Raw genomic sequence first — 1,668 nt, forward strand, 5'->3', positions numbered from 1 at the left:
TACTTAGGGCTTGCTGAAAAAGCCTAAAACCTTTACATAGAAAGACTTTGACTGGTTTGAATGCTCCGCGTGTGCAAGCTTATGAGCTAAAATCTGTCCAAAGCCTAGTACAACATCACTTTCGTAATGTACCGAAAAGTTGACCCAACCCCAAACCCGCCATCCAACTTTGACTTGCCTTTTGAGGGGCAATTGTTAGAAGATAATCGTTGGGTAATCATGGCGAAACTAATTCCGTGGTCAGCATTTGAAGCAGAATATGCTCAAAACTTTTCCGTAGATATGGGAGCTCCAGCGAAATCTTTTCGGATGGCATTGGGAGCATTAATTATTAAAGAAAAGTTAGGAACCAGCGATCGGGAAACAATAGAACAAATCCGAGAAAACCCCTACTTACAATACTTTATAGGCATGACAAGCTATAGCAGTCAAGCACCATTCGACTCATCAATGTTGGTTCACTTTAGACAGAGAATAGGTGTCAACCTAGTCAATAAAATCAATGAAAAAATGGTCAAAGAGCAGACCGAAGCACCAGGCAAAGTAGTCGATAAAAAGTCATCGGACATCAGCGAGCCGAAAAATCAAGGAAAATTAATATTAGACGCGACCTGCGCGCCAGCCGACATTAAATATCCTAACGACTTAGGAATATTGAATCAAGCCAGGGAACAAACCGAAACAATCATAGATGCTTTGCACACTCAAATTCAGTCACCACTAAAAAAAAACCAAGAACTTATCGAAACCTAGCCAGAAAAGAATACTTGACAGTAGCAAAGAAACGAAGACCATCACAAAAAAAACGAAGAAAAGCGATTAAGAAACAACTTCAATATATTAAAAGAAATTTAGCTCATATCGCGGCTATGGGTGAGCTAACGTGGCTGAGTAAATATTATTATAAAATGCTATTAGTAGTCACAGAAGTCTACCGTCAACAGTTATGGATGTATGAAAATAAAACACATAGTATTGAGGACAGAATAGTAAGTTTAACACAACCACACATCCGCCCCATCGTCAGAGGAAAAGCCGGGAAAGCCGTTGAGTTTGGGGCAAAGCTGTCAGCCAGTTGTCGTAACGGATACGTGTTTTTAGACCGAATTAGTTGGGATAATTTTAATGAATCTGTAGACTTAAAACAACAAGTAGAAGAATTTAAACGGTTCACGGGATTCTATCCCGAATCAATTCATGTAGATCGAATTTATCGCACTCGCGAGAATCGAGCTTGGTGCAAAGAAAGAGGAATTAGAATCAGTGGTCCCCCTTTAGGAAGACCCTCGACAAATATTAGTAAGTCAACGAAGAAACAAGCTTTAGAAGACGAGAGAATTCGTAACTCGATTGAGGGAAAATTTGGAGAAGCTAAAAGAAGATTCAGCCTCGGTAGAGTGATGGCTAAACTTTCTAATACTTCTCAAACCACCATCGCCATAACTTTTTTGGTGATGAATCTTTCGGCCCTGCTACGGCAGGCTTTTTGGCTTTTTTTATGTCTATTTCAGAATATACACTTTTTTTCCTGTTTTCCACCTGTGATGATTAATAAAGATTATGCTTGGGACAAAATATCGCAAACAAAGCTTATATTATCAAGGGACTCGCGAGTTCATTCATCTTTCTAAATGCTGTTTTCTTACTTTTTCAGCAAGCCCTACTTAT

General features: G+C 39.2%; 1 protein-coding gene. It reads left to right on the forward strand.

Annotated elements, in window-relative coordinates; translation table 11 throughout:
* Nucleotides 1-126 precede the first annotated feature (126 nt).
* Nucleotides 127-1,631 (forward strand): IS5 family transposase gene (locus tag QUB35_RS38925; RefSeq protein WP_445252105.1). Its coding sequence is split into 2 segments (ribosomal slippage): nt 127-712 and nt 712-1,631, totalling 1,506 coding nucleotides; the frame shifts between segments, so codons are not numbered across the junction.
* Nucleotides 1,632-1,668: the final 37 nt, after the last annotated feature.

Source organism: Microcoleus sp. B13-B6, from assembly GCF_036705405.1.
Classification (GTDB): Bacteria; Cyanobacteriota; Cyanobacteriia; order Cyanobacteriales; family Microcoleaceae; genus Microcoleus.